This window comes from Pseudomonas sp. KCJK9111 (genome assembly GCF_046231935.1).
In the GTDB taxonomy this organism is placed as follows: domain Bacteria; phylum Pseudomonadota; class Gammaproteobacteria; order Pseudomonadales; family Pseudomonadaceae; genus Aquipseudomonas; species Aquipseudomonas parafulva_B.
Genome location: NZ_JBJJMO010000003.1, coordinates 65,845 through 84,184 on the forward strand (window position 1 = coordinate 65,845; position 18,340 = coordinate 84,184).

The window sequence follows — 18,340 nt, forward strand, 5'->3', positions numbered from 1 at the left end:
CTGCCATTGTTAGAGTTTGCCGCACTTTTTTACCCACGCTTTCCCCAGGGTCACTTTCCCATGTTCAAGAAACTGCGTGGCATGTTTTCCAGCGATCTGTCCATCGACCTGGGTACTGCCAACACCCTAATTTACGTGCGTGAGCGCGGTATCGTCCTGAATGAGCCCTCGGTTGTTGCCATCCGTACCCATGGCAATCAGAAAAGCGTCGTCGCCGTCGGTACCGAAGCCAAACGCATGCTGGGCCGTACGCCTGGCAACATCGCAGCCATTCGTCCGATGAAGGACGGCGTGATCGCCGACTTCAGCGTCTGCGAAAAAATGTTGCAATACTTTATCAACAAGGTTCATGAGAACAGCTTCCTGCAGCCCAGCCCCCGCGTGCTGATCTGCGTGCCGTGCAAGTCCACCCAGGTTGAGCGCCGCGCCATTCGCGAGTCGGCCCTGGGGGCAGGTGCCCGCGAAGTGTTCCTGATCGAAGAACCCATGGCCGCTGCCATCGGTGCCGGCCTGCCGGTCGAAGAGGCCCGTGGCTCCATGGTCGTCGACATCGGCGGCGGTACCACCGAAATCGCGCTGATCTCGCTCAACGGCGTGGTGTATGCCGAATCGGTGCGTGTGGGTGGCGACCGCTTCGACGAAGCCATCGTGACCTACGTGCGCCGTAACTACGGCAGCCTGATCGGCGAATCCACCGCCGAGCGCATTAAGCAGGAAATCGGTACTGCCTACCCGGGCGGTGAAGTGCGTGAAGTCGATGTCCGCGGCCGTAACCTGGCCGAAGGCGTACCGCGTGCGTTCACCCTGAACTCCAACGAAGTGCTCGAAGCGCTGCAGGAGTCGCTGGCGACCATCGTCCAGGCGGTCAAGAGTGCCCTGGAGCAATCGCCACCTGAACTGGCTTCCGACATCGCCGAACGTGGCCTGGTGTTGACCGGCGGCGGCGCACTGCTGCGTGACCTGGACAAGCTGCTGGCCCAGGAAACCGGGCTGCCGGTCATCGTCGCCGAAGACCCGCTGACCTGTGTCGCACGCGGGGGCGGTCGAGCCCTGGAAATGATGGATAAGCACGCAATGGACCTGCTCTCGAGCGAGTGATGCTTACTCGCTGCTCGTGAGCCCCGGTTTACAGGTAGCACGCACAGTGCTACCTGTATGTGCTGGCCGGTGCCCGTTCGGGTGCCTCATCCATCAATTCGCAACCAGGCTGGTGCCTTGTCCCATGTCCAATGACTTCCTGAGTCGTCCACGAGGAACGGCCCATTAAACCGCTTTTCTCCAAGGGCCCCTCGCTGGGCGTTCGCCTGCTCGTCCTGGTGGTGGTGTCGGTCGCGTTGATGGTCGTCGACGCGCGCTTCGACCTGCTCAAGCCTGTTCGCAGCCAGATGGGCCTGGTGCTCATGGAATCGTACTGGATCACCGACTTGCCGCAACGCGCCTGGCAAGGGGTGGCGGGCCAGTTCGGCAGCCGCAACGAGCTGATTGCCGAAAACGAGAAACTCAAGACCGAGGCCCTGCTGCTGCAAGGCCGCCTGCAGAAGCTGGCGGCGTTGACCGAGCAGAACGTGCGCCTGCGGGAGCTGCTCAATTCCTCGGCGCTGGTCGACGAAAAGGTCGAAGTTGCCGAGTTGATCGGTGTCGACCCCAACCCCTTCACCCACCGCATCCTGATCAACAAGGGTGAGCGCGATGGCGTGTTTCTCGGTCAACCGGTGCTCGACGCCCGCGGCTTGATGGGGCAGGTGGTCGAACTGATGCCCTATACCTCGCGGGTCTTGCTGCTCACCGACACCACCCATAGCATTCCCGTGCAGGTCAACCGCAATGGTTTGCGCGCCATTGCCAGCGGTACCGGTAACCCTGAGCGCCTCGAGCTGCGCCATGTGGCCGATACGGCGGACATCAAGGAAGGCGACCTGCTGGTCAGCTCCGGCATGGGCCAACGTTTCCCTGCTGGTTATCCCGTGGCCACCGTCAACGAGGTGATCCACGATTCCGGCCAGCCATTCGCCATCGTGCGCGCCATCCCCACCGCGGCGCTCAACCGTAGCCGTTACATGCTGCTGGTGTTCAGCGACCGGCGCACGCCCGAGCAGCGCGCCACCGATGCCGCGATTGCCCAGGAAGAAGCGGACCGCAAGGGGGGGACGGTTCCTGCTCAGGGTACTGGTACGACCGGTCAAGGCACGCCTATGAACGGCACGCCCGCAAACACCGCCCCTGCGACCCCTGCGCCTGCCACCCAGCCCGGTACGCCTGTAACGGCGCCTGCTGCACAGCCTGCAAGCCCGGCCGCAGCACCCGCTGTGCCCACTCAACCCCGGAGGCAGTGATGGCCGCATCGCGCCGCAACAATGGTTGGGTCATCTGGCTGACGTTTGCCGTCGGCCTGCTGCTCAGCGTCTCGCCCATGCCGCAGTTCATGGAGGTCTTTCGCCCCATGTGGCTGGCGTTGCTGGTGTCGTTCTGGACCTTGAACGTGCCGCACAAGGTCGGCATGGCCACAGCGTTCATGCTTGGCCTGGCCGAGGACGTGCTGTACGGCACCCTGTTGGGGCAGAACGCGTTGATCCTCACCCTGATCACATTCCTGGTGCTGTCCCTGCAACAGCGCCTGCGCATGTTCCCCATGTGGCAGCAAAGCCTGATCATTCTGGTTGTCTTCGGCATTGCGCAGTTGCTTCAGCTGTGGCTCAGCGCCCTGACCGGCAACCGCCTGCCAACCCTGGCGCTGGTCTGGTCGGCCGTGATCAGCGCGCTGCTCTGGCCATGGATCAGCTTTGCCTTGCGCGATCTTCGCCGACGCTTGCACATCAATTGACGGCTTGGTGGCCGCTGACAGGGAGATGTCCGAATGACCCCGCTATACCTGGCTTCCGGCTCTCCACGGCGGCGTGAGCTGCTGACGCAGATCGGTGTGCCCTTCAGGGTGGCCAGCGCGCCCATCGATGAAACCCCGCTGCCTGGCGAAAGCGCAGAGGCGTATGTGCAGCGCCTGGCCAAAGCCAAGGCTGCAGCCGGTCGCGCCAGTCTCGAACCTGCCAAGATGGCGAACGCAGGCGCTGTGGTGCTGGGCGCTGACACGGCCGTGGTGCTTGACGGCCGTATTCTCGGCAAGCCCGAGCACCGTGACGACGCGCTTGGCATGCTGGCCCGGTTGTCTGGCCGCGAACACCAGGTGTTGACGGCAGTGGCGCTCGATGATGGCAAGCGTGTGGAGAGCCTGTGTGTCAGCAGCACTGTCCGCTTTCGCCCCATCGACCAGCAGGAGGCCCAGCGCTACTGGGCCAGCGGCGAGCCGGCGGACAAAGCGGGCGGCTATGCCATTCAAGGGCTGGGCGCGGTATTCGTCACCGGGCTGGTGGGCAGCTATTCGGCCGTGGTCGGTCTGCCATTGAGTGAAACGGCACAGTTGCTCGAGCGCTTCGGCATCGCTTGCTGGCAACCGGCGGCCTCGACACCTGAGGTGGCACGCCCGCAGTAGCCAGCACCGTTTGCGCCATCCATCATTAGAACAAGACCCTGGACGAGAACCTGCCATGAGCGAAGAGATCCTGATCAACATCACCCCGATGGAGTCACGCGTGGCGGTGGTGGAAAACGGGGTACTGCAGGAAGTGCACGTCGAGCGCACCCAGCGTCGCGGCATCGTCGGCAATATCTACAAGGGCAAGGTGGTCAGGGTGCTGCCCGGCATGCAGGCGGCGTTCGTGGACATCGGGCTGGAACGGGCCGCATTCATCCATGCCTCGGAAATTTCGCAGCGCGAAGGCTCGGCGGTGGAAAACATCACCGCCCTGGTCCATGAAGGCCAGGCGCTGGTGGTGCAGGTCACCAAGGATCCCATCGGCAGCAAGGGCGCGCGGCTGACCACCCAGTTGTCGATCCCGTCGCGCTACCTGGTCTACATGCCCCGCAGCAGCCACGTGGGCATTTCGCTCAAGATCGAGGACGAGGCCGAGCGTGAACGCCTTAAACGCGTGGTCAGCGACTGCGTGGACAGCGAGAACATACAAGGGGCCGGCGGCTTCATCCTGCGCACCGCCGCCGAGGGCGCGCGGGCTGAGGAAATCCTGCAGGACATCCGCTACCTGCGACGGTTATGGGAGCAGATCGGGGCGCAGATCAAGACCTGTGGCGCACCCCTGGTCATCTACGAGGACCTGGGCCTGGCGCTGCGTACCCTGCGCGACCTGGTCAACCCGAAGATCGAAAAAATCCGCATCGACTCGCGGGAAACCTTCCAGCGCACCACGCAGTTCGTGCAAGAGCTGATGCCTGAAATCGCCGACCGTCTAGAACACTACCCAGGCGAAAGGCCCATCTTCGACCTGTACGGTGTCGAAGACGAAATCCAGCGCGCCCTGGACCGCAAGGTGCCACTGAAGTCGGGTGGCTACCTGGTGGTCGATCCGGCCGAGGCGATGACCACCATCGACGTCAACACCGGCGCTTTCGTGGGCCACCGCAACCTGGAAGAAACCATCTTCAAGACCAACCTGGAGGCCGCCACCGCCATTGCCCGGCAACTGCGGCTGCGCAACATTGGCGGCATCATCATCATCGACTTCATCGACATGGAGGACGAGGATCACCAGCGCCAGGTGCTGCGAACGCTGGAAAAACAGCTGGAGCGCGACCACGCCAAAACCAACATCATCGGCATCACCGAGTTGGGCCTGGTACAGATGACCCGCAAGCGCACCCGGGAGAGCCTTGAGCAGGTGCTGTGCGAACCGTGCCAGGCCTGCCAGGGGCGAGGCAAGCTCAAAACCCCCGAAACCATCTGTTACGAGATTTTTCGCGAAATCCTGCGTGAAGCCCGCGCCTATCAGGCTGAAGGCTATCGCGTGCTGGCCAATCAGAAGGTGGTCGATCGCCTGTTGGACGAAGAGTCTGGCAACGTGGCTGAACTCGAGGCCTTCATCGGGCGAACCATTCGCTTCCAGGTCGAGTCGATGTATTCGCAAGAGCAGTATGACGTGGTGCTGCTCTGAGGCCTGCTGAAACCCGACGCGCTTCGGTCGGCGTGGCGAAAACGGTACCACGGGCCATTATGCATATACGACCTGGAGGGCCACGGCCATGGGACGTCTAAGCCGCGTTCTGAGTGTCCTGACCCGTTGGGGGCTGGGGGCTTGCGCCTTGGTGCTTATCGCAGTGGCGCTGTACGCAAGCCTCGGCCGGGCCTTGGTGCCGCTGGTGGCCGAGTACCGCAGCACGGTGCAGGCCAAGGTCGCCGAGGCACTGGGTGTGCCCGTGCACATCGGCGCGCTCCAGGGCCGCTGGAGCAGGCTGTCACCGGTGCTGACCGTACACGACCTGCAAATCGGTGAAGGCGCCACGGCCTTGCGGCTCGATGACGTCATCGTGGTGCCGGATGTCTGGGGCAGCCTGGTCGCACGTGAAGTGCGCCTGGCGCGCATCCAGCTGGCCGGCCTGCAACTGATCGCCCGCGAGGATGAAACCGGCAAGTGGAAGCTCGAGGGCCTGCCCAGGCAGGACGACGCACCGCTGCAACCCGAACAGTTGCTCAAGGACCTGCGCCGGCTTGGGCGGGTCGATGTGTTCGACAGTCAGGTCACCCTGCACGCCTGGCAGCGTGATCCGCTGACGCTGACCTATGTCAGCGCAGGCTTGATGGCAGGGCCTTCGCGGCAATCGCTGGACCTACGGGCAACCTTGCCAGATGGCCAACCCCTGACGCTGAGCGCGCGCAGCCGCGCTTCGGCCGAGGCCTGGCGTGACGCGCAGGTAGACGGCTACCTCAACCTGCCGCACAGTGACTGGGCGCGCTGGTTGCCGCCTCGGTTGTTGGGGCAGTGGCATGCCCAGGTGCTTCAGGCTGGCGGCGAGGCCTGGTTCGACTGGCGCGACCGCCAGTTGCACCAGGGCGCCGTACGCCTGAATGCGCCGCACCTTGAAGGGGCCTATGACACGCGCAAACCGGCCAAGGTAGACAATCTGGCCCTCAATGCCTGGTTCGAGCGTCAGGATGAGGGCTTCGACGTCGTTGTCGACTCGCTGGCGATGGACCTTGGCGACACGCATTGGGCGTCGCGGCTGCGGTTGAGGCAGCGCAACGGTGCTGCGCCGGCTGATGAAAGCTGGCAGGTGCAGGCCGATCGTCTGGAGCTGACCCCCCTCACGCCGTTGATCCACGCCTTGGCGCCCATGGGCCAGCAGGCGCTGGCGGTGGTCGATGGCCTCAATGTCACAGGTGCCTTGCGCAACGTGCAACTGACGGCCCGGCCCCATGCCGACGGTGATCGCCGGTTGGCGTTCGAAGGCAACCTGGAGCGCGTGGGTTTCGATGCGTATCACGGTGCCCCGGCTGCCGGTAACGTGAACGGCAGCATCAGCGGCGACCTTGGGCATGGCGAGCTGCGTCTGGATACCGACGCGTTCATGCTGCACCTGGATCCGATCTTCGCCAAACCCTGGCACTACCAGAAAGCCAATGCGCGCCTGACCTGGACGCTGGACAAGGCAGGTTTCACCCTGGTTGCCCCTTATCTGAAGGTCGTGGGCGAGGAGGGCAAGATAGCAGGCGACTTCCTCATCCGCCTGTTGTTCGAGCAAGGCCGTGAAGACTACATGGACCTGCGTGTCGGTCTGACCGATGGCGATGGCCGCTACACCGCCAAGTACCTGCCTGAGGTATTGAGCCCGGCCCTGGACCAATGGCTGCGCAGCGCAATCGTCAAAGGCAGCGTCGACCAGGGTTATTTCCAGTACCAAGGCTCGCTCAATCACGGCGCCAGGCCCGAAGCCCGCAGCATCAGCCTGTTCTTCAAGGTGCATGATGCCACCTTGGACTTCCAGCCCGGCTGGCCACAGGTACAGCATGTGGACGGGGACGTGTTCATCGAGGACAGCGGTGTGCGCATCAAGGCACAACGCGGCGTGCTGCTCGATACCAAGGTCAGCGACGTGAACGTCGACATTCCACATGTGGAAGGCAACGGTGATAGCCACTTGCACTTGGACGGCAATTTCGACGGTAGCCTGGTGGACGGGCTCAAGATACTCAAGCAAGCGCCCATCGGCACCCATGAGATCTTCGCCGGATGGGAAGGCGAGGGCCCGCTGAAAGGCAAGGTCAAGCTGGACATACCGCTGGCCCATGGGCAGCAGCCCAAGGTGAAGGTGGATTTCGCCACGCGCGATGCGCGGCTCAAGATCGCTTCGCCTGAGCTTGAGCTCACGCGCTTGAAGGGCGACTTCAGCTTCGACTATGACAAGGGCCTCAGTGGCAAGGGCATTTCCCTGCAGGCATTCGGCAAGCCGGTCACTGCGCAGATCGCGGCTGAAGGCGAACCGGGGCAGATGCAGACACGAATCAGTGCCAGCGGTCGGGTTTCGCTGCAGGCGCTGACCCAATGGCTGCATTTCGACCAGTCACTGCCAGCCTCGGGCGAGCTGCCGTACCAGCTGCAGTTGAGCATTGGCGCACGTGAAAACCTGTTGAGCGTCGATTCGGACCTCAAAGGCCTGTCGATCGACCTGCCGGCACCCTTTGGCAAAGCGCCCGCCGACAGCCGGGCCAGCCGTTTCAGCATGAACCTGCAAGGCGCGCAACGGCGCATCGACGCCGCCTACACCGATCTCGCCCGGCTGGCCTATGTAGCACCCGCCGAGCACCTGGACCAGGGTGCTGGCGAGTTGCTGCTTGGCGCTGGGCAAGCGCAGCCTCCTGGCGGGCGCGGCCTGCGCGTTCGTGGGCACCTCGATACCCTGGACCTTGAGCCTTGGCAGGCTCAGGCGCAAAAGCTCGGAGGCGACGATCCCGGCGGCAGTGCGCGGCAGACTTTGCAGAGCGTGGACCTGAGCATAGGAACCCTGAAGGCTTACGGTACGGAACTGAACCAGTCGAGGGTGCGCCTGGCACGTGGGTCGGCGGCCTGGGACGTGCGCCTGGACAGTCGGCAGGTGGTGGGTGACGCGCGCGTGCCAGACGCCCAAGGCGCCCCTATCGTCGTGCGGCTGCAAACCTTGCGCCTGCCTGCAGGCAGTGCCGACCAGGCGCAGGACGAAGACGGCGCCGATCCGCTGGCGTCCTTCGACCCGCGCAAGGTGCCGCCGCTGGACGTACGCATCGACAGGTTCTACCGCGGTGACGATCTGTACGGCAGCGCTGCGATCAAGCTGCGCCCGACCCGTACCGGGGTGAACGCCAGCGACATCGATCTGAACCTCAAGGGGCTGCGTATCGACGGCAGCGGTGGTTGGGATGGCGCTGGCGGCACGAGCTGGTACAAAGGCCGCGTGCAGGGTAAGCAACTGGGCGACGTGCTCACGGCCTGGGGCTTTGCCCCGACGGTAACCAGCCGGGACTTTCGCATGGACGTGGACGGGCGGTGGCCGGGGTCCCCGGCGGCGATCAGCCTGAAACGCTTCTCCGGCAGCCTTGATGCGGTGCTGCACAGCGGGCAGTTCGTCGAGGTAGACGGTGGGGCGCAAGCGTTGCGGGTATTTGGCTTGTTGAACTTCAACGCCATCGGCCGGCGCTTGCGCCTGGACTTCTCCGACCTGTTCGAAAAGGGCCTGGCCTACGACCGGCTCAAGGGGCTGCTGGTGGCCAGCGAAGGGGTCTACGTAACCCGCACGCCGATCAAGGTCACCGGCCCGTCGAGCGATTTCGAACTCGATGGTACGCTGGACATGGTGCGTGAGCGGGTCGCTGCCAACCTGCAGGTCAGCCTGCCGGTCACCAACAACCTTCCTCTGGCAGCGTTGATCGTCGGCGCCCCGGCCGTGGGCGGCGCACTGTTCCTGGTCGACCGCCTGATCGGCGACCGGGTGTCGCGCTTTGCCAGCGTGCATTACCGGGTAGTTGGGCCGTGGAAAGAGCCTAAGATTACCTTTGTGAAACCATTCCAGAAATAGCGTCAGGAGGGTCGATGAAGGCTGCGGTAATCCAGATGGTCAGCCAGGATGATGTGCAGGGTAACCTGCGCCAGGCGAGCAGGCTTCTGGAGCAGGCGGCTTCAGGTGGCGCCAGGCTGGCCGTGCTGCCAGAGAACTTCGCTGCCATGGGGCGTGCAGACACTGCGGCCATCGGCCGCGCCGAGGCCCTTGGCGAAGGCCCGATCCTGCCCTGGTTGAAACGCGTGGCCTGCGACCTCAGGTTATGGATTGTCGCAGGCACCATTGCCCTGCCACCGGATGGTCAGCCCCGGGCCAAGCCACATGCCTGCTCGTTGCTGATCGACGAGCATGGGCAGCAGGTGGCGCGGTACGACAAGTTGCACCTGTTCGATGTGGATGTCGCCGACAATCGTGGCCGTTATCGTGAGTCCGATGACTATGCCCCAGGTGCGCAAGTGGTGGTTGCCGATACGCCGGTCGGGCGGTTGGGCCTGAGCGTGTGCTACGACCTGCGCTTTCCCGAGTTGTACAGCCATCTGCGGGCAGCCGGGGCGGAGCTGATCAGTGCACCGTCGGCCTTCACGGCGGTGACTGGGGCGGCGCATTGGGACGTGCTGATCCGCGCACGCGCCATCGAAACGCAATGCTACATGCTGGCCGCAGCCCAAGGCGGGCTACACCCCGGCCAGCGCCAGACCCACGGCCACGCGGCGATCGTCGACCCATGGGGGCGCATCGTGGCGCAACAGGCGCAAGGCGAAGCGGTACTGCTTGCCGAGCGCGACAGTGACGAACAGGCGTCCATTCGGGCGCGCATGCCGGTGATCGATCACCGGCGCTTCTTCTCGCAGGGCGCATTGCGGCCTGCGCACACCTCGGAGTGACTATGAGCCAGATGTTATCCACCGTCAGCGAGCAGCTCCTGACCCCAGGCGGCTTGACCCTGGACAGCCTGCAAAGTGTGCTGGGTGAATTGGCCGGCCCTGGCATCGACGCCGCCGACCTGTATTTCCAGGGCCAGATTTCGGAAACCTGGGCGCTGGAGGATGGGATTGTCAAAGAGGGCAGCTTCAACCTCGACCAGGGGGTCGGTGTTCGTGCCCAGGCCGGCGAAAAAACCGGTTTCGCCTACAGCAATGCCATCAACCTCGAAGCCTTGACCTCTGCCGCGCGCGCCGCGCGGTCGATTTCCCGTGCCGGGCAGAACGGCACGGTCCAGGCGTTTCGTGCCCAGGACGTGACCACGCTCTACCCGGCGGATAACCCATTGGACGTGCTCAGCCGTGCCGAGAAGGTCGAGCTGCTCAAGCGTGTCGATGCCGCCACCCGCGCGCTGGACCCGCGTATCCAGCAGGTCAGCGTCAGCATGGCCGGCGTCTGGGAGCGAATTCTGGTCGCGGCCGCCGACGGCAGCCTGGCGGCCGACGTGCGGCCCCTGGTGCGCTTCAACGTCAGTGTCATCGTCGAGCAGAACGGCCGTCGCGAACGCGGCGGGCAGGGCGGCGGCGGGCGCACCGACTATCGCTTCTTCACTGAGGAGCGAGTAATGGGCTATGCCCGCGAAGCACTGCGCCAGGCCTTGGTGAACCTGGAAGCCGTTGCCGCGCCTGCCGGCACCTTGCCCGTGGTGCTGGGGCCTGGCTGGTCCGGCGTGCTGCTGCACGAGGCGGTCGGCCATGGCCTGGAAGGCGATTTCAACCGCAAGGGCAGTTCGGCATTCAGCGGCCGGATCGGGCAGAAAGTCGCGTCCAGCCTCTGCACCATCGTCGATGATGGCACCCTGGAAGGGCGCCGTGGGTCCTTGAGCGTGGACGACGAGGGGACGCCAACCGAGTGCACCACCCTGATCGAAAACGGCGTGCTCAAGGGGTACATGCAGGACAAGCTCAACGCGCGCCTGATGGGCATGGCCGTGACGGGCAACGGCCGGCGCGAATCCTATGCCCACTTGCCGATGCCGCGCATGACCAACACCTACATGCGAGCCGGTGAAAGCGACCCGCAGGAAATCATCGCTTCGGTGAAGAAGGGCATCTACTGCGCGAATTTAGGTGGCGGGCAGGTGGACATCACCAGCGGCAAGTTCGTGTTCTCGACCAGCGAGGCCTACCTGATCGAGGATGGCAAGATCACCGCACCGGTCAAAGGCGCGACCTTGATTGGCAATGGCCCGGAGGCGATGAGCCGTGTGTCGATGGTCGGCAACGACCTGTCGCTCGACAGTGGGGTAGGCACATGTGGCAAGGACGGGCAGTCCGTGCCGGTCGGAGTAGGCCAACCGACCTTGAAACTCGATGCGATCACGGTGGGCGGTACCGGGGCGTGAGGGTCGGCTGGGGCCGCATGGCGGCCCCGCCGCGATCAGCGCAGCCCGCGCTGCAGCTCGTCCAGATCGCGAATGTACTTGAACACTTTGCGCGAAGCGGCAGGGGGTTTGTTCCTGGCCTTCTCGTGCTGAGCATGGCGCACCAGCGAGCGCAACTGCTGGCGGTCGGTCTCCGGGTATTCGTTGACGAACCGTTCGAGGTCCTCGTCGTTGCCGTCGATCAACCGATCACGCCAGCGTTCAAGACCGTGGAAACGCTCGTTGTACTGGCGAGTGGAGCTGTCCATCTGTTCCAGCAGGGCATGAATGGCGTCCAGGTCCTGGACACGCATCAGCTTGCCGACGAACGACATGTGGCGTTTGCGAGCCCCATGTGCGGTGTGCTTGCTGGCTTCGGCCAATGCCTTGCGCAGTTCATCGGTCAAGGGCAGGCGCGCCAGGGTATCGGCCTTGAGGGTGGTGAGCCGCTCGCCGAGTTCGACCAGCGCATGCAGTTCGCGCTTGATCTGGGTTTTGCTTTTTTCGCCGTCGAAGGCGTCGTCGTTTGAATCAACCATGGTGGCAGTCCGCTAAAGATCGCCGCCATGATAACCAGTCGGGGGCCGCTTGTCCGGCCCGGCCGTTGAATGGCCCTTGCCGAACGCAGAATTCTGAGTGGAGAAAACCATGAGTGCAGTCCAGAGTATCGGCCCGAACGATCTGCCAGCCTTGCAAGAGCAGGTCGAAGCGATCATTGCCGAGGCCCGCCGCCAGGGCGCCAGCGCCTGCGAGGTGGCGGTATCGCTGGAGCAGGGCCTGTCCACCACGGTCCGCCAGCGCGAGGTCGAGACGGTAGAATTCAACCGTGACCAGGGCTTTGGCATCACCCTGTACGTGGGGCAGCGCAAAGGCTCGGCCAGCACCTCGGCCAGTGGTCCGGATGCCATTCGCGAAACCGTTGCAGCCGCGCTGGCCATTGCCAAGCACACCTCCGAGGACGAATGCGCCGGGCTTGCCGACGCCGCCCTGATGGCCCGCGATATCCCGGACCTCGACCTTTATCACGACTGGAACCTGGAGCCGGAGAAGGCCATTGAAATGGCCTTGGCGTGCGAAGCGGCTGCATTCGACGCTGATCCTCGGATTCTCAATGCCGATGGCACCTCGCTCAACACCCACCAGGGGTGCAGGGTGTATGGCAACAGCAACGGCTTTGTCGGTGGCTACGCCTCCACGCGTCACAGCCTGAGCTGCGTGATGATCGCCGAGGGCGATGGGCAGATGCAGCGTGACTACTGGTACGACGTCAATCGCCAAGGCCATCTGCTGGCTGACCCGCGCAGTATCGGCATCCGTGCCGCCCAACGCGCTGCCAGTCGCCTGGGCGCACGGCCGGTGCCGACCTGTGAGGTGCCGGTACTGTTCTCGGCCGAATTGGCAGGCGGGCTGTTCGGCAGCTTCCTGTCGGCGGTTTCCGGTGGGAACCTGTACCGCAAGTCCTCCTTCCTGGAGGGCGCCCTCGGCCAACAGTTGTTTCCAGCCTGGCTGACCTTGGACGAGCGCCCTCACATCCCGCGCGCATTGGGCAGCGCAGCCTTCGATGGTGATGGCCTGGCGACCTATGCCAAACCGTTCGTGGACAAGGGCCAATTAGTGTCCTACCTGCTCGGTACCTATTCAGGCCGCAAACTGGGCCTGCCCAGCACCGCCAACTCAGGCGGCGTGCACAACCTGTTCGTCACCCATGGCAGCGACGACCAGGCGGCATTGATCCGGCGCATGGGGCGCGGCCTGCTGGTTACCGAATTGATGGGGCATGGCCTGAACATGGTGACAGGGGACTATTCCCGGGGCGCGGCTGGTTTCTGGATCGAGAATGGGGAGATTCAGCACGCTGTCCAGGAAGTCACCATCGCGGGCAACATGAAGGACATGTTCCAGCAGATCGTGGCCATTGGCAGCGACGTGGAGACCCGTAGCAACATTCACACAGGCTCGGTGCTGATCGAGCGGATGATGGTTGCTGGCAGTTGATCCTTTTCATTTGAGACCGTGGGGCCGCTGTGCGGCCCATCGCGGCGGTCCTATCTATTAACGGCAAAAAATCAATCAGCGGATACTCAATACCATCTACCGGTTGAACTGATTCTATTTATCAATTAATAATGAATATCATTTCACGGCTACACGATGATGATGTTCATGACTACCGCCCTCCGCGAACTGCCCTATCTCGAAAACTGGCGCTGGCTCAGTCGCCGGATCCGCTGTGCCCTCGAGCCCGATGAGCCGCGCCTGATCGAACATTACCTGGCGGAAGGGCGTTACCTGGTGTGCTGCACCCAAACGTCCCCCTGGACCGTGGCATTGACGTCCTTTCGCCTGCTGCTCGATACCGCCTGCGACCGCATGCTGCCTTGGCATTGGCGCTGCCAGTGCCTGGATCAAGCCTGGCGGCCACTGTTGATCCTGCGCAACCTCGACCGGCAGGAGCAGAACCAACGCTGGCAGCCCTATGCCCTGCAACTGGCCAATTGCCGTTTGCTGCCCTCGATTTCCCCCGATGAATTGATGCAAGGATCCGATGATGACCAATACCCGCATCGAGCGTGACAGCATGGGCGAGTTGCACGTGCCGGCAGACGCGCTGTACGGCGCGCAGACCCAGCGTGCGGTCGACAACTTCCCCATCAGTGGCCAGCGCATGCCTGCCCAGTTCATACGCGCGCTGCTGCTGGCCAAGGCAGCGGCGGCCAACGCCAACGTCGAACTGGAGCAGTTGTCCGCGCAGCAAGGCCAGGCGATCGTCACGGCGGTACAGCAACTGCTGGCAGAAGACTTCAGCGTGCATTTTCCGGTCGATGTGTTCCAGACCGGTTCCGGGACCAGTTCCAACATGAACGCCAACGAAGTGATCGCAACGCTGGCCAGCCGGGGCTCAAGCGAGGCGATCAATCCCAATGATCACGTCAATTGCGGGCAGAGCAGCAATGACATCATTCCGACCACCATTCATGTCAGCGCCGCCCTGGCGCTTCACGAGCAACTGCTGCCAGCGCTAAGCCACCTCGTGCAGGTGATCGAAGCCAAGTCGGTCCAGGTTCGTCCGTATATCAAGACAGGCCGCACGCACTTGATGGACGCCATGCCTGTGCGCATGAGCCAAGTGCTCGATGGTTGGGCGGCGCAGGTCACCGGGGCCAAGGCACATATCGAGGCCACCTTGCCCAGCCTGCAGGCCCTGGCCCAAGGGGGCACGGCCGTAGGCACCGGCATCAATGCCCACCCTGATTTCGCCGCCGGCTTCGCCCGTCACCTCAGCGCGCTGACTGGCGTAGCGTTTCGCCCTGCCCAGAATCTGTTTGCGGTAATCGGCTCCCAGGACACTGCCGTTGCACTGTCCGGCCAGCTCAAGACCACGGCAGTGGCGCTGATGAAGATCGCCAACGACCTGCGCTGGATGAACTCAGGGCCATTGGCAGGCCTGGGTGAAATCGAGCTGCAGGGCTTGCAACCCGGCTCTTCGATCATGCCTGGAAAGGTCAACCCGGTGATTCCTGAAGCCACCGCCATGGTCGCCGCCCAGGTTATCGGCAATGACGCAACGATCGCGGTAGCGGGTCAGTCCGGCAACTTCGAGCTCAACGTCATGTTGCCGGTCATTGCCCGTAACCTGCTCGAAAGCATCGAACTGATGGCCAATGCCAGCCGGTTACTGGCAGACAAGGCCATTGCCACATTCAAGGTCAATGAACACAAACTCAACGAGGCGTTGGCGCGCAACCCGATCCTGGTCACGGCGCTGAACCCGATCATTGGTTACCTCAAGGCAGCCGAAATCGCCAAGGCCGCTTACGCGCAAGGGCGCCCCATCATTGATGTGGCGCTCGAACACACCGACCTTTCCCGTGATCGGTTGCAGGCCTTGCTGAACCCGGAAAAGCTGACCGCCGGTGGTATCTGATGGGTGAAATGGCCCTGGAGGCTCGTCATGCAGCACTGGAAACGCATCACGCAAATCGCCAATCACCTGTTCTCGCAAGGTGAACTGGTGGACGCTCGCGAACACTACCTCCAGGCCCTGGCATTGGCCCAGGTGCTGTTCACGCGCTGGCAGGATGCCGATGAAGCCGTGGCCTCATTGGTGATTGCGCATCACAACCTGGCCGACTTGCACCTGCGCCTGCAGCAGCCCCATGAAAGCGCCGATTACCTGTGCGCCGTGCACCAACGGCTATTACAGGCCAGTCAGGACGTGTGCCTGCCACGGGCGCTGCGTGATGCAGCACTGCGCCACAGCGCCCGCACCTATACCGAGTTGTTGAGTTTCATCGCCGAACATGGCCAGTACCCGCGCACCGAGCACCTGCTCAATCGGCACAGCGCCTGTTCACTTCAACCTGCCCACGGAGTCCATTGACATGCCCCATGCATTGCCTGCACTGCCCTATGCCTACGATGCGCTGGAACCGCACATCGACACGCAGACCATGGAAATCCATCACACCAAGCATCACCAGACGTACGTCAATGGCCTTAACGCCGCGGTCGAGAACAGCGAATGGGCCGACTGGCCTGTGGAAAGACTGGTGGCGGCGGTCGAGCAGTTACCTGAAAAGATGCGAGGCGCCGTGATCAACCATGGCGGCGGACATGCCAACCACAGTCTGTTCTGGACGGTGATGTCCCCCCGTGGTGGAGGTGAACCCCAGGGCGAGGTAGCCCGTGCCATCGAGACACAGTTGGGTGGCTTCGAGGCATTCAAGGAAGCCTTCACCAAGGCCGCTCTGACCCGCTTCGGCAGTGGCTGGGCCTGGCTCAGCGTTACACCGCAGCAGACCCTTGTGGTCGAGAGCAGCGGCAACCAGGACAGCCCGTTGATGCACGGCCATACGCCGATTCTCGGCCTGGACGTCTGGGAGCACGCGTACTACCTGAAGTATCAGAACCGTCGGCCTGAGTACATTGGCGCTTTCTACAACGTCATCGACTGGGCGCAAGTGAACCGCCGCTACCTCGATGCCATGAAATGAGCCAGGCAGGTATGCGCGCCGAAGTGATGTCCGTCAACAGCGTGCGCTTGTTCAGGCTGGCGCTTGGCACCCTGTTGCTACTGGCCGGCACCGCGCTGTTGGTGGCGCGCGCACTTGCTTGGCTCGACCTGGACCCACGTATGTTGCGGGCGTTGGAGGGCGGCGCGCTATGCGCATTGGGGACGGCCCTGGGTGCGGTCCCCGTACTGGCAATTCGCACCATGCCCGTGGCACTGGCGGACACCCTGTTAGGCTTTGGTGCTGGCGTCATGTTGGCGGCCACGGCCTTCTCGCTGCTGGTGCCTGGGCTTGAGGCCGCTCAGGCAATCGGCTTTGGTGCATGGGGAGCCGGCGCCCTCATCAGCGCGGGCCTGCTGACAGGCGCGCTGTGCCTTTATCTGGTGGACTTGAAACTCTCGGCAGGCTCACCCTCAGGGCTGACCTCTGGCGAACCGGTCATCGCCTCGCGCGTGTGGCTGTTCGTATTCGCCATCATCGCCCACAACATTCCAGAGGGCATGGCCATAGGCGTATCAGCGGGCGGGGGCATGGCAGACGCCGATAGCCTGGCAATGGGCATCGCCTTGCAGGATGTACCGGAGGGGCTGGTCATTGCGCTGGTACTTGCCGGCGCAGGCATGTCACGCTTCAAGGCCTTTCTCATCGGCGCCGCCTCCGGTCTGGTGGAGCCAGTGGCGGCCGTTATCTGCGCCTGGCTTGTGAATGTGGCACAACTGCTCTTGCCGCTGGGCCTCGCCTGCGCTGCAGGGGCGATGCTGCTGGTCGTGACCCAGGAAATCATCCCCGAATCACGCAGCCACGGTAATCACCGCCTGGCCAGCCTGGGGCTGTGCATCGGTTTCTGCTTGATGATGGTGATGGATACTGCGCTGTCCTGAAGCGCCCGTGAAACTGCGGGCGCAAGGAGGAGGGTGGCGCACTTGGCGACGGTCGATGGAAACGCGTGCTGGCCGTGCTGAGGGTTCACTCCCCCTCGTCGAAATAGTTGTTGATCAACTCGACCAGTGCCTCCATGGCTTCACTGTCCTGCTCGCCGTCGGTATGCAGGTAGACCTGAGTGCCTTTGCCCGCCGCCAGCATCATGACCCCCATGATGCTCTTGCCATCGACCAGCTTGTCCGGTGCACGACCCACCTTGACCTGGCAGGGAAAGCGACCGGCAACCCCGACGAATTTGGCTGCCGCCCGGGCATGCAGACCCAGTTTGTTGATGATGGTGATTTCGCGGGCGGGCATGAGCTGGCGGATCCTTGGGCTAGAGGTCGCGGTGGCGAACCTGGACGTTTTTCAAAGATTGCTGGAGCAACTGGCCCAGCCGTTCGGTGAGGTACACCGAGCGATGATGGCCGCCAGTGCATCCGATGGCGATGGTGACATAGGCACGGTTGCTGGCGGCGAACCGTGGCAGCCACTTGAGCAGGTAGCTGGAAATGTCGGTGAACATCTCTTCGACGTCCGGCTGGGCGGCGAGGTAATCAATCACGGGCTGTTCAAGGCCGGAGTGCTCACGCAGCTCTGGCTTCCAGTAGGGGTTGGGCAGGCAACGCACGTCGAACACCAGGTCGGCATCGACCGGCATACCCCGCTTGAAGCCGAATGATTCCACCAGAAACGCCGTACCCGGCTCTGGCTTGTCCAACAGGCGTAGCTTGATCGAGTCGCGCAACTGATAGAGATTCAGGCGCGTGGTATCGATCTTGAGGTCGGCCAGATCGGCGATCGGCCCCAGCAAATCCCGTTCGACGCGAATCGCCTCGGCCAGTGAGCGATCAGCATTGGTCAACGGGTGGCGCCGGCGGGTTTCGGAGAAGCGCTTGAGCAACGTGTCTTCGTCGGCATCGAGGTACAGCACGTCGCACTGGATGTGACGGGCACGCGCTTGTTCAAGCAGTTCGGGAAAACGCGACAAATGGCTTGGCAGGTTACGCGCGTCAATCGATACGGCAACCTTGGGCTGCGGCAACTCGGTGTTGAGCAACGCGCTTTCCGCCAACTGCGGCAGCAGCCCGGCGGGCAGGTTGTCGATGCAGTAGAACCCGTTGTCTTCAAGGACATCGAGGGCGGTGCTCTTACCGGAGCCGGACCGGCCACTGACGATGATCAAGCGCAT

The 18,340-nt window shown here is 63.3% G+C and carries 17 protein-coding genes; 14 read left to right on the top strand and 3 right to left on the bottom strand.

Annotation, left to right across the window (positions count from 1 at the left end; translation table 11 throughout):
* Nucleotides 1–60: 60 nt before the first annotated feature.
* The 8 genes from mreB to tldD all read left to right on the top strand — a co-directional run bounded on the left by mreB (nt 61) and on the right by tldD (nt 11,197).
* On the top strand, nt 61–1,098 hold the full coding sequence (gene mreB / locus ACK59L_RS02220) for a rod shape-determining protein MreB (protein WP_003255163.1): 1,038 nt from the start codon (nt 61–63) through the stop codon (nt 1,096–1,098).
* Nucleotides 1,099–1,304: 206 nt separating this feature from the next.
* The gene (gene mreC / locus ACK59L_RS02225; protein WP_409271713.1) at nt 1,305–2,333 is read left to right on the top strand and encodes a rod shape-determining protein MreC; all 1,029 of its coding nucleotides are present in this window, start codon (nt 1,305–1,307) and stop codon (nt 2,331–2,333) included.
* Nucleotides 2,333–2,821: a rod shape-determining protein MreD gene (gene mreD / locus ACK59L_RS02230; RefSeq protein ID WP_027913729.1), complete on the top strand. Its 489-nt coding sequence runs from the start codon at nt 2,333–2,335 to the stop codon at nt 2,819–2,821. Before mreC ends, mreD begins: the two co-directional genes overlap by 1 nt.
* A gap of 33 nt (nt 2,822–2,854) precedes the next feature.
* On the top strand, nt 2,855–3,484 hold the full coding sequence (locus tag ACK59L_RS02235; RefSeq protein ID WP_409271603.1) for a Maf family protein: 630 nt from the start codon (nt 2,855–2,857) through the stop codon (nt 3,482–3,484).
* Between the two features lie 55 nt (nt 3,485–3,539).
* Nucleotides 3,540–4,997 (top strand): ribonuclease G, encoded by a 1,458-nt coding sequence (gene rng, locus ACK59L_RS02240; protein WP_058604402.1) that lies wholly within the window; start codon nt 3,540–3,542, stop codon nt 4,995–4,997.
* 88 nt (nt 4,998–5,085) lie between these two features.
* Entirely contained in the window at nt 5,086–8,889 is a 3,804-nt protein-coding gene (locus ACK59L_RS02245; protein WP_409271605.1) for a YhdP family protein, read from the top strand.
* A 14-nt stretch (nt 8,890–8,903) separates the two neighbouring features.
* Nucleotides 8,904–9,755, top strand: coding sequence for a carbon-nitrogen hydrolase family protein (locus ACK59L_RS02250; protein ID WP_409271607.1), 852 nt, complete (start codon nt 8,904–8,906; stop codon nt 9,753–9,755).
* 2 nt (nt 9,756–9,757) lie between these two features.
* Nucleotides 9,758–11,197: a metalloprotease TldD gene (gene tldD / locus ACK59L_RS02255; RefSeq protein ID WP_058604405.1), complete on the top strand. Its 1,440-nt coding sequence runs from the start codon at nt 9,758–9,760 to the stop codon at nt 11,195–11,197.
* A gap of 35 nt (nt 11,198–11,232) precedes the next feature.
* Here tldD and yjgA read toward each other — a convergent pair whose 3' ends face one another.
* Nucleotides 11,233–11,754: a ribosome biogenesis factor YjgA gene (gene yjgA, locus ACK59L_RS02260; RefSeq protein ID WP_023533376.1), complete on the bottom strand. Its 522-nt coding sequence runs from the start codon at nt 11,752–11,754 to the stop codon at nt 11,233–11,235.
* Nucleotides 11,755–11,863: 109 nt separating this feature from the next.
* On the opposite strand from yjgA, the gene pmbA reads away from it, so the two are divergent.
* From pmbA to ACK59L_RS02290, 6 genes are all read left to right on the top strand, one after another.
* On the top strand, nt 11,864–13,210 hold the full coding sequence (gene pmbA / locus ACK59L_RS02265; protein WP_409271610.1) for a metalloprotease PmbA: 1,347 nt from the start codon (nt 11,864–11,866) through the stop codon (nt 13,208–13,210).
* Between the two features lie 159 nt (nt 13,211–13,369).
* Nucleotides 13,370–13,789, top strand: a complete 420-nt coding sequence (locus tag ACK59L_RS02270) for a hypothetical protein (protein WP_058637550.1) — start codon at nt 13,370–13,372, stop codon at nt 13,787–13,789.
* Nucleotides 13,764–15,140: a class II fumarate hydratase gene (locus ACK59L_RS02275; RefSeq protein ID WP_409271612.1), complete on the top strand. Its 1,377-nt coding sequence runs from the start codon at nt 13,764–13,766 to the stop codon at nt 15,138–15,140. Before ACK59L_RS02270 ends, ACK59L_RS02275 begins: the two co-directional genes overlap by 26 nt.
* Before the next feature lie 27 nt (nt 15,141–15,167).
* A complete protein-coding gene (locus tag ACK59L_RS02280) occupies nt 15,168–15,596 on the top strand; it encodes a hypothetical protein (RefSeq protein ID WP_100852174.1) in 429 nt (142 codons plus the stop codon).
* Nucleotide 15,597: 1 nt separating this feature from the next.
* Nucleotides 15,598–16,209, top strand: a complete 612-nt coding sequence (locus tag ACK59L_RS02285) for a superoxide dismutase (protein WP_058604408.1) — start codon at nt 15,598–15,600, stop codon at nt 16,207–16,209.
* Nucleotides 16,210–16,220: 11 nt separating this feature from the next.
* Nucleotides 16,221–17,108, top strand: a complete 888-nt coding sequence (locus ACK59L_RS02290) for a ZIP family metal transporter (protein WP_409271716.1) — start codon at nt 16,221–16,223, stop codon at nt 17,106–17,108.
* Between the two features lie 85 nt (nt 17,109–17,193).
* Here ACK59L_RS02290 and ACK59L_RS02295 read toward each other — a convergent pair whose 3' ends face one another.
* Both ACK59L_RS02295 and rapZ read right to left on the bottom strand, forming a co-directional pair.
* A complete protein-coding gene (locus ACK59L_RS02295; RefSeq protein ID WP_145130048.1) occupies nt 17,194–17,466 on the bottom strand; it encodes an HPr family phosphocarrier protein in 273 nt (90 codons plus the stop codon).
* Between the two features lie 19 nt (nt 17,467–17,485).
* On the bottom strand, nt 17,486–18,340 hold the full coding sequence (gene rapZ, locus ACK59L_RS02300) for an RNase adapter RapZ (protein WP_023533444.1): 855 nt from the start codon (nt 18,338–18,340) through the stop codon (nt 17,486–17,488).

What these genes read in the sequence shown, in the direction of transcription:
- rng (WP_058604402.1), top strand. Translation starts at nt 3,540, where the DNA reads ATGAGCGAAGAGATCCTGATCAACATCACCCCGATGGAGTCACGCGTG.
- mreD (WP_027913729.1), top strand. Translation starts at nt 2,333, where the DNA reads ATGGCCGCATCGCGCCGCAACAATGGTTGGGTCATCTGGCTGACGTTT.
- rapZ (WP_023533444.1), bottom strand. Translation starts at nt 18,340, where the DNA reads ATGCGCTTGATCATCGTCAGTGGCCGGTCCGGCTCCGGTAAGAGCACC.
- ACK59L_RS02290 (WP_409271716.1), top strand. Translation starts at nt 16,221, where the DNA reads ATGCGCGCCGAAGTGATGTCCGTCAACAGCGTGCGCTTGTTCAGGCTG.
- mreB (WP_003255163.1), top strand. Translation starts at nt 61, where the DNA reads ATGTTCAAGAAACTGCGTGGCATGTTTTCCAGCGATCTGTCCATCGAC.
- pmbA (WP_409271610.1), top strand. Translation starts at nt 11,864, where the DNA reads ATGAGTGCAGTCCAGAGTATCGGCCCGAACGATCTGCCAGCCTTGCAA.
- ACK59L_RS02280 (WP_100852174.1), top strand. Translation starts at nt 15,168, where the DNA reads ATGCAGCACTGGAAACGCATCACGCAAATCGCCAATCACCTGTTCTCG.
- yjgA (WP_023533376.1), bottom strand. Translation starts at nt 11,754, where the DNA reads ATGGTTGATTCAAACGACGACGCCTTCGACGGCGAAAAAAGCAAAACC.
- ACK59L_RS02235 (WP_409271603.1), top strand. Translation starts at nt 2,855, where the DNA reads ATGACCCCGCTATACCTGGCTTCCGGCTCTCCACGGCGGCGTGAGCTG.
- ACK59L_RS02275 (WP_409271612.1), top strand. Translation starts at nt 13,764, where the DNA reads ATGACCAATACCCGCATCGAGCGTGACAGCATGGGCGAGTTGCACGTG.
- ACK59L_RS02245 (WP_409271605.1), top strand. Translation starts at nt 5,086, where the DNA reads ATGGGACGTCTAAGCCGCGTTCTGAGTGTCCTGACCCGTTGGGGGCTG.
- ACK59L_RS02295 (WP_145130048.1), bottom strand. Translation starts at nt 17,466, where the DNA reads ATGCCCGCCCGCGAAATCACCATCATCAACAAACTGGGTCTGCATGCC.
- ACK59L_RS02270 (WP_058637550.1), top strand. Translation starts at nt 13,370, where the DNA reads ATGATGTTCATGACTACCGCCCTCCGCGAACTGCCCTATCTCGAAAAC.
- ACK59L_RS02250 (WP_409271607.1), top strand. Translation starts at nt 8,904, where the DNA reads ATGAAGGCTGCGGTAATCCAGATGGTCAGCCAGGATGATGTGCAGGGT.
- ACK59L_RS02285 (WP_058604408.1), top strand. Translation starts at nt 15,598, where the DNA reads ATGCCCCATGCATTGCCTGCACTGCCCTATGCCTACGATGCGCTGGAA.
- tldD (WP_058604405.1), top strand. Translation starts at nt 9,758, where the DNA reads ATGAGCCAGATGTTATCCACCGTCAGCGAGCAGCTCCTGACCCCAGGC.